Origin of the sequence: Acinetobacter sp. UBA6526 (assembly GCF_002434875.1) — a bacterium.
Classification (GTDB): Bacteria; Pseudomonadota; Gammaproteobacteria; order Pseudomonadales; family Moraxellaceae; genus Acinetobacter; species Acinetobacter venetianus.
The window spans coordinates 1-8,135 of record NZ_DJLC01000046.1 but is presented as its reverse complement, the minus strand read 5'-3'; the positions used below and the strand labels follow the sequence as shown (position 1 = coordinate 8,135).

General features: G+C 36.2%; 14 protein-coding genes. 5 read left to right on the top strand and 9 right to left on the bottom strand.

What is annotated here, in order from left to right:
• Window positions 1-36 precede the first annotated feature (36 nt).
• Window positions 37-600: a CAP domain-containing protein gene (locus B4237_RS02905; protein ID WP_278596389.1), complete on the top strand. Its 564-nt coding sequence runs from the start codon at window positions 37-39 to the stop codon at window positions 598-600.
• Here the strand turns inward: B4237_RS02905 and B4237_RS02900 are convergent.
• From B4237_RS02900 to gstA, 3 genes are read right to left on the bottom strand one after another with little or no spacing between them, the layout of a single operon-like run.
• Window positions 597-977, bottom strand: coding sequence for a nuclear transport factor 2 family protein (locus B4237_RS02900; RefSeq protein ID WP_004878504.1), 381 nt, complete (start codon window positions 975-977; stop codon window positions 597-599). The genes B4237_RS02905 and B4237_RS02900 overlap by 4 nt on opposite strands.
• Window positions 978-981: 4 nt before the next feature.
• Window positions 982-1,209, bottom strand: a complete 228-nt coding sequence (locus tag B4237_RS02895) for a 4-oxalocrotonate tautomerase family protein (protein ID WP_278596388.1) — start codon at window positions 1,207-1,209, stop codon at window positions 982-984.
• A gap of 25 nt (window positions 1,210-1,234) precedes the next feature.
• Window positions 1,235-1,837 (bottom strand): glutathione transferase GstA, encoded by a 603-nt coding sequence (gstA, locus tag B4237_RS02890; protein WP_278596387.1) that lies wholly within the window; start codon window positions 1,835-1,837, stop codon window positions 1,235-1,237.
• Window positions 1,838-1,934: 97 nt separating this feature from the next.
• Between gstA and B4237_RS02885 the strand changes: the two genes are divergently transcribed.
• Entirely contained in the window at window positions 1,935-2,843 is a 909-nt protein-coding gene (locus B4237_RS02885) for a LysR family transcriptional regulator (RefSeq protein ID WP_278596386.1), read from the top strand.
• 5 nt (window positions 2,844-2,848) lie between these two features.
• On the opposite strand, the gene B4237_RS02880 is transcribed toward B4237_RS02885, so the two are convergent.
• On the bottom strand, window positions 2,849-3,415 hold the full coding sequence (locus B4237_RS02880) for a nicotinate-nicotinamide nucleotide adenylyltransferase (RefSeq protein WP_019384046.1): 567 nt from the start codon (window positions 3,413-3,415) through the stop codon (window positions 2,849-2,851).
• Between the two features lie 109 nt (window positions 3,416-3,524).
• Here B4237_RS02880 and B4237_RS02875 point away from each other — a divergent pair, with 109 nt between their 5' ends.
• Window positions 3,525-4,325, top strand: coding sequence for an enoyl-CoA hydratase-related protein (locus tag B4237_RS02875; RefSeq protein WP_023014281.1), 801 nt, complete (start codon window positions 3,525-3,527; stop codon window positions 4,323-4,325).
• A 110-nt stretch (window positions 4,326-4,435) separates the two neighbouring features.
• Window positions 4,436-5,197, top strand: coding sequence for a nitroreductase family protein (locus B4237_RS02870; RefSeq protein ID WP_278596385.1), 762 nt, complete (start codon window positions 4,436-4,438; stop codon window positions 5,195-5,197).
• On the opposite strand, the gene B4237_RS02865 is transcribed toward B4237_RS02870, so the two are convergent.
• A complete protein-coding gene (locus B4237_RS02865) occupies window positions 5,198-5,512 on the bottom strand; it encodes an NGG1p interacting factor NIF3 (protein ID WP_278596384.1) in 315 nt (104 codons plus the stop codon).
• A 61-nt stretch (window positions 5,513-5,573) separates the two neighbouring features.
• Entirely contained in the window at window positions 5,574-5,705 is a 132-nt protein-coding gene (locus B4237_RS02860) for a KGW motif small protein (RefSeq protein WP_257736206.1), read from the bottom strand.
• Window positions 5,706-5,920: 215 nt separating this feature from the next.
• Here B4237_RS02860 and B4237_RS02855 point away from each other — a divergent pair, with 215 nt between their 5' ends.
• Window positions 5,921-6,484, top strand: coding sequence for a 2OG-Fe(II) oxygenase (locus B4237_RS02855; protein ID WP_278596383.1), 564 nt, complete (start codon window positions 5,921-5,923; stop codon window positions 6,482-6,484).
• A gap of 43 nt (window positions 6,485-6,527) precedes the next feature.
• Here B4237_RS02855 and B4237_RS02850 read toward each other — a convergent pair whose 3' ends face one another.
• From B4237_RS02850 to B4237_RS02840, 3 genes are all read right to left on the bottom strand, one after another.
• Window positions 6,528-6,941: an NUDIX hydrolase gene (locus tag B4237_RS02850; RefSeq protein WP_278596382.1), complete on the bottom strand. Its 414-nt coding sequence runs from the start codon at window positions 6,939-6,941 to the stop codon at window positions 6,528-6,530.
• A 105-nt stretch (window positions 6,942-7,046) separates the two neighbouring features.
• On the bottom strand, window positions 7,047-7,520 hold the full coding sequence (locus tag B4237_RS02845) for a CC0125/CC1285 family lipoprotein (RefSeq protein ID WP_278596381.1): 474 nt from the start codon (window positions 7,518-7,520) through the stop codon (window positions 7,047-7,049).
• Window positions 7,429-7,755: a hypothetical protein gene (locus tag B4237_RS02840; RefSeq protein WP_286941288.1), complete on the bottom strand. Its 327-nt coding sequence runs from the start codon at window positions 7,753-7,755 to the stop codon at window positions 7,429-7,431. Before B4237_RS02840 ends, B4237_RS02845 begins: the two co-directional genes overlap by 92 nt.
• Window positions 7,756-8,135 lie beyond the last annotated feature (380 nt).

The following is an 8,135-nucleotide window of genomic DNA, read 5'->3' as shown; positions in this document are numbered from 1 at the left end:
TAAAAAAACTAAAAAAATTACATTTAAGACATCGCCATGGACAAGCTCATACTTCTTCTTATTTTTCCTTTTTTTATCTCCGCATGTAGTGTAAATGCACCAGATAGCTCGACACAAGTCTCTCCTAGTGTGAATCAAATTTCAAAATCTGCGATAGAAATTACTTGCCAAGATTTACAAAATCCAGCTTATCAACAATCAATTTTAAATGCGATTAACGAAATACGACAATATCCACATCACTGCGGCCAAAAACGCTATCCAGCTGTAGCGCCTCTAGTTTGGAATAGTCATTTATACAACAGTGCATTTGCTCAGTCAGAAGACATGGCAAAATACAATTTTCTCGGTCATGTCAGCACTACGGGCTTAGACTTGAAAGCGAGATTAAAGCTTTATCACTTCAAAGGACGTGGCGGTGGTGAAAATGTTGCGCGCGGTCAGAAAAACTTAAATGAAGTCATGGCAACGTGGCTTGCGAGTCCAGTGCATTGTGCAAATCTAATGCACCCTAAATTCACGGATTATGCACTTGCTTGCACATCCGACCGATCTGCAAAACAAAAGGCTTACTGGACTCAACAGTTTGGTGTTCGTTAGTCAGTCTGTAATTGATATTGAAAAACTTTCGCCATAATTTTCCATTCACCATGATCAAAAACGAAGGTTAGCGCATCATAAAAATATTTAGGTGAAATCGCACACTCTACATGTGCGACTGCCAGCTGATCATTGAGTAAATGAATTGACATAATTTTATCCTGCCTTGCTTCATGTTTAGATGCAGGTGAAATGCGCTGTGATACCATTGCAAAATAGGTTTGCATGTCCAACTTTAAAATGGGTTTATCCGTGGCATTGATATAAATCGCGTCAGGGTGAAACACATCATTCAACTTGCTCACATCACAAAAATACAAAGCATCAAAATATTTTTGTAGCTGCGAATGGATTTCAACTATTGCTTGCTGACTCATATTTTTACTCAACTTGATGAACTGTACATTTTGCTTGTTTCTGCCGTAAGGTCGTAACCGACTCCCCTGCAACCCCCCAATTATCTGTATCAACCTCATCGATCACGACAAAGGTAGTGGCAGGATCTTTATCGAGTACACGAACACCCAACTCTGTTGCTTCTTGAATCAACTGCTGCTTTTGCTGTTGTGAAACATTTTCTTTAGTGATCTGAATTAAAATATAAGGCATTTCATTTTCCTTGTGATGATTTTTATTATTCAGTTTCCGCCATGATTGCATCCAGAACCGTTTGTCGATTGGCAACACGCTGCATAAAACTGGTTAAATACTTAAAATGCGTAAGCTCTAAACCAATAAACCCAGCCCATCTTGTCACCACAAATAGATAAATATCTGCAATGCTCAAGTCATTTCCTGTTAGATAAAGCTGCCCAGTGAGTTGTTGATCGATCCATGCATAATGTTGGATTAGAATTTCAGTAAATAGTGCTTTTGTCTGCTCACCATAAGATTCATGGAAAAATGGTGAATACGCTTTATGAATTTCAGAGGCAATAAAATTCATCCATGCCAAGACTTGATAACGTGGCAATGTATTGATTTTTGGTAGTAAATCATCACGCTTTGCTTGATCAACCAAAAACTGACTAATGATCGCTCCTTCAGTTAACAACTGACCATCATCAAGCTGTAAGAGTGGAACTTGCCCTTTCGAATTCAACTGATAAAAATCTTCGCCGGATGTAGTCAGGTGTTGCTGTAAGTCGACTTTGACCAATTCAAAAGGGATACCAATTTCTCTTAAAACAATATGAGGCGCTAAAGAACATGCATTTGGTGAATAGAAAAGTTTCATAAAATCACTCCATCATTTGAGATAAAGCCATCTTATTATTTACATTAATGTGCTTAAACAGCATACAAATCAAATCATTTTTTACATGGTGTAATCAATGACACAACTCAAAAGAATGATGTTCAGCAGTGTCGAACTTTTTTGCTTAGTTGCTGAATATGAAAGTTTTTCCAAAGCCGCATTACATGCCGGCGTTAGCCCCGCGGCGGTGAGTCGTTCAATCTCCCGATTAGAAAAACGTTTAACCACGCCACTTTTTATTCGAACTACACGCCAAGTCCGATTGACCACACAAGGAAAAACCTATTTTGAGGAATGTAAACAAGCACTAAATCAAATTTTAGAAGCAGAACAGCATCTCAAAAACCAAAATCAACAACCTACAGGACTGATTCGCATCAGTGTGCCAACACCTTATGGGCATTATCGAATCTTGCCATTATTGGCAAAATTTACACAGCAATACCCAGCGATTGAAATTGATATTCAACTGACCAATAAGAATGTAGATTTCATTGCAGAAGGTTTTGACTTGGCGATTCGAGGTAGACAATTTGCCGATTCAAATTTGATTGCACGTAAACTAGAACAAGCAGAGCTTATCGTGGTTGCATCACCAATATATTTAAAACAATTCGGTGCACCACAACAGCTTGAAGATTTACGGCATCATCAATGTATTCAGTTTGTGCTACCAAGCACGGGTAAAAATGTACCGTGGCTTTTCAACATCAACCATCAGACCATCGAATATATGACCAACGCTAAACTTCGTTGTTTGGATGATATTTTAGGCACGGTGACATTAGCTAAGCACGGGGCAGGCCTATTACAAACTTATCGATTTATAGTGGAAAAAAAACTCGAAAGTGGTGCGCTAATAGAAGTATTAACTGATTTTTCTGGCGCATCTCGCCCATTTTCTTTGCTTTATCCATCAAAAAAACACGAGTCTTTTCATATCCGTGTTTTCATTGATTTCCTAATCGAAGCGTTAAAGCCGTAAAATGATTAGGTTAAATTGCTTTTATCTTCAGCAAAATATTTTCGTTGCAATTCCGCATAGACATTCGTCTTTTTAAATTCACTCAGGAATTGAATTGTGCCTTCAGGAAAATATTCCTTTTGAATATCACCACGATAATACGCCTCTCGCATCGGTGTCGCCGAGATTGCCCCTTTTAAGCTATCCAACTCCACCATTTCCCATTCAGGGAATAGGCTCAGGTAATAAGATGATTCATCTTTAAAATGACCAATCAAACCAACCTTTGCATCGGGCTGAATGACGCTATTAACCAAATCTTTAACTTGCTTCACCCACTTTTGATCATTATAAACGTCAACAACATGCACAAAACGAATCCGTTTCTGATCCTGTTCAGAGAAGTTGGAAAGAATCATTTGCTCACGTTCTATCGCTAAAAATGGATTCTTAATATTTCTCTCGGGCTGTGCTGAACCGAGAGCTAAAATCACAGATTGACTTTGTTGTAGTGCAATTTCAATGGTTTGCAGATGTGCCAAATGAAATGGCTGAAAGCGTCCAATAAAAACAAGATAGTCAAATGTGTACATAGGCTTAATTTCACTTTTTGTGAACTCATCAGTTGCACTATATTCAGTAAATATGCGACATAATGAGGGCACTTAAAAAATCAATCTGGATTAAAGCAAGGATAGTACGATGACACTTAGCTGTATTCAACAACCTCATCAACATTTGCAAGCAAATTTAGAAGATGGCGTACTCACCTTAGCCATTAACCGTTCAGAAGCAAAGAATGCGCTTTACGGCGAATTGTATCTTTGGATCGCCCAAGCATTAGATGAAGCTGATGCAAGCAAAGAAGTCCGTGTCGTAATTTTCCGTGGTGCAGAACAAGACTTTACCGCGGGTAATGACATGAAAGACTTCATGGGTTTCATGCAAAAACCATACGAAGGCAAAGCAGGTGATCAACCTCCATTTGTCCTATTAAAAGCAGCAGCTCGTTTCTCTAAACCCCTCATTATTGCAGTGAAAGGTGTTGCAATTGGTATTGGCGTAACGATTTTATTACATGCTGATATCGTCTTTGCAGACAATACCGCCCTATTCCAAATTCCATTCGTAAGTTTAGGTCTTTCTCCTGAAGGTGCAGCAAGCCGTTTATTAGTGAAGCAAGCTGGTTATCAAAAAGCGGCTGAATTATTATTCACGGCGAAGAAATTTGATGCTGCAACAGCGGTTAAGGCAAATCTTGTCAATGACGTAGTTGAGGACGTTTATGCAACTGCTCAACAAACTGCACAACATCTAGCGGCATTACCGTTAGCATCATTAAAACAAAGCAAAGCACTCATGAAAAAAGACTTGGCTGAAATCATCGCTTGTGTAGATGACGAAGCAGAAATCTTTATGCAACGTGTTCGCTCACCTGAAATGATGGAAGCTGTACAAGCATTTATGCAAAAACGTAAACCTGACTTTTCTCAGTTCAATTAATGAGACAATAACTCATTAATAAAACGAAACCACTTCATTGCAAAATCGAGGTGGTTTTTTTATTGAACGTCCCAATATGAATATAAAAGTTTTAGGAAAATATCAAACTCATGTCAGATCAAAATCAAGCTGAAAAAAAGCGCTATTATGAACCTGCCCCACAAGATATCGATATTGCCAACTTCCGTAAGGTGGTTGAAAGCAGACGCTCTGTGCGTAAATTCACCGACAAACCGATTCCAAATGAAGTTTTAGATGAATGTTTAAATTTGGCGCTACTTGCACCAAACTCATCCAACTTACAACCTTGGACATTTTATGTCGTTCAAAACCCGAGTAAGAAAAAGCAACTTGTTAAAGCGTGTCTAAACCAACTTGCTGCGAAAACTGCCTCTGAATTGATTGTCTGTGTTGCTCGTACAGATCGTCTGGATGAAATGGCAAAACGTAATATCAGCGAGTTTCCTTTTCCTGAAGCGCCGCCTGCTGTTCAAAAATATTATCGTTTTATTCCATACAATTACAAGACAGGCTATTTCAATGCCTTAGGTAACTTTAAAAAAGTGGCTTTCAAAGTTGTAAGAACACTTGATAAACAGCTTCCTGTTACTGCTTTTAATGCTGCTGATGCAAAACTATGGGCAACTAAAACTACTGCGCTTGCTTGTGAAAACTTAGTCTTGGCTCTACGTGCTTATGGTTTTGATAGCTGTATGATGGAAGGCTTTGATGAGCCTTTGGTTCGTAAAATCTTAAAATTGAATGATCAACAATACCCTGTGATGGTGATTGGTGCGGGTGAACGTGCCAAAGACGGCGTATTCTTCCCACAATATCGTTTTGATCGTGATTTATTCATTCAAAAAGTATAATTATTCAATATCTAATATTTGGATAAATTCAAAGGCAGGCTCTTCATAAGGATGGCTTGCCTTTAATGCTTTGGCGACAGTACTGGCTTTATCTTTTGGGACAATGGTTTCAACCCGCCATTCTTCAAGTTGTTCGAGTTCATCTAATTTCCCAAGAAAAGGATTTGCACCTTTAACAGGCTTAAATTGCCCTATTCCTTTCACTTGCCAAGCACAGTGTTCATAATTGCCAATACCACCAGCACCCGCTTCAAAAATAGCAAGTTTGGTTGACTCTAAATGTGATTCAGGTACGTAATAAATAAGCTTAAGCATAGTTTTGATGATGTTAATCTTTATATGATCATCCAATCATAAGCTCAAAAATAATGAAAAATCAAAGTGAAATATTCATCACAAGGTAACTTACCACGATAAACATCACTTGGATTATGATTGTTAAGCTAAACCAGAACCAGCCTTTGTCTTTGGTATACGCTGTCCTTATATGATTCTCATGTTTCATCATATTGTTCTCCGAGTTTTATAATCATTATTGAGAAAGCAAAAATTGAACCAATTTAAATAATAGTAATTAAACTAATTAAGATGATAAAATAACCAATTACAACTAAAAATGATATAGGTCATCAAAATGGGATAACTTCCAAGCAAACTCTTTTTCTACAAAAAGAAAAACAACAAATACATCAGAACACACCATTAATTTTTACTGTAGATGATGTGTTCTCAAATCAAGAATGTTTTTCATTCATCGAGCTTAGCAATCAATATCATTATGAAACAGCTGATATATTCCTAAACTCAGCTCGTCAAGTGTTCACCAATGTTAGAAATAATAAACGAGTGATTTATGATGATGTTCAGCTTGCTGAAACACTATTTTCCAAACTTAAACATTTACTGCCTGAACAATTGAATGGCTGGATATTAAGTGGCTTAAATGAACGTTTCCGTTTTTATCGTTATGAAAATGGTGAAACGTTTAAGCCACATTGGGATGGAATTTATGAAGTGAACGATTGGCACAGTAGCCAACTGACTTTATTGATCTACCTCAGCGAAGATTTTACGGGTGGAGAAACAATTTTTTACCGTGATAGTAGTATGCTGAAACCATGTAAGGAAACTCAAATAGCAAATATCCAACCAAAACTTGGGCAGATTTTATTGTTTGAACATCAACAGTTACATGAGGGAGCACCCGTGCTTTCAGGTCAGAAATATGTACTACGTACCGATGTTATGTATAAACATCCAATACACTTTAAACATCAGGATTCTTAAATCCAATAAGCTGATATATGTAAAAGCCATTTCATAATGGCTTTTATTTTTCCAAACTAAAATATCTTCTTATAAAACCCAGCGCTTCCAGAAAAGTCTCGTGCCAATCTGCATTCGGTTTTTGATTTAATGAAAACCAAAAGAACTCAAAATCTAAACCGCCACCATCCTGACAATGATGTGTCCAAGTTTCAGCTAAATCTGCGCTTACCTTACATAAATAGAAATACCAATTTTGCTGGTTAAATTTAATTTGAAAGTTTCCAATAAACTTTGGATTCGGCTCAGCGATCAGTCCCGATTCCTCAAATAATTCACGAATAGCTGCATTTTGATGATGTTCATCTCTTTCAATTGTCCCTTTAACAAGTTGAATACCTGCAAGTGGATGTTTAAAAACCAATATATCCAACTGTTGTTTCTGACGTCTTAAAACAATAGGAACAATTTTTTTCATAATTCATATCAACAAAATAAGCCAATTTAACTGATTAGATTAAATTGGTTACATAGATGATTCAAACAAATCAAAGTTTAAATTTTTAGATAGTTTAGTGCTGATCTATTGCCCAATAATGTCATACTTTTTCTTAATCTCTTGATTGATCGCAGCTGAGACATATATCTCACTTTGCTGATTGCCACTTGCAGCAGAACAACTCACTTCTACAGTAGATTTTGGCTCGTGATATTGTCCAAAAGTATTTGTATTACCATGAATACGATTTTCGATTGCACTTGAAAAAGGGTTAATCGCATTTGTTTGTGGAAATACCACACTGCTGATCATTTCGTTTGAAGAATTAAGCACTTTAAAATTCAAACAACCTTTTGCAATCATCAACTCAGAAGCCCGCAACATTGCAAAATCATTGGCTTGTTTTTGTGAAGTCTTCTGATTGCCTTTGAACGTTACTTTATAATGATTCTGAGATAATTCAGTTTCAGCAAAGCCATTTTTCCCAATCAATGAATGTGGTTGATACGTTGTTGAACATCCAGTTAGTAGTGCAGATATGATTAATATTTTTTTCATAGTGTGGTTCAAAAACAGGATCTGGAATAACATTTAATTCTTTATCATTTAAAATTTTTGATCTTTTGATAAAAATTGTCAATTCACTAGGAGGGTCTTGTTCAGTTACACTCATATCTTGCCCTGGCGCAGCAAATATTGCATAACATTTATCTTTAGATTTTAATTTAACTTTTTCTCCAGCCTTAGTATCTTTATCAAATATAATTGATGATTTGGAATTAGAAATGTCCAAATTTCTTTTTTTTAGTTGATAATTAGTTGCTAAAATTGTTTCATCTTTTTTATTAAGAATATCTCTTATAAAATTTTTTTCATTATTTGGCTTAAGGTTTAAAATTCCAACATCAGACTTCCCATTCTTGTTAAAACAAATTATTTCACAAATNNAATATTTTTTTCATAGTGTGGTTCCCCTCTCACGTACAGAAGAATACCACAATAAAACAAATTTAAACAAAATAACTTTTATTATCAATAATTTAAATTTAATACACTTATATAATTTATTCTTCTGCAAAATCGACAACTTGCAAAAAAAAATGCCACTAAAAAAGTGGCATTTTCAATCATCGGTTGTTTAATTAACCAATAAATTTACGTGCGTTGCGGAAC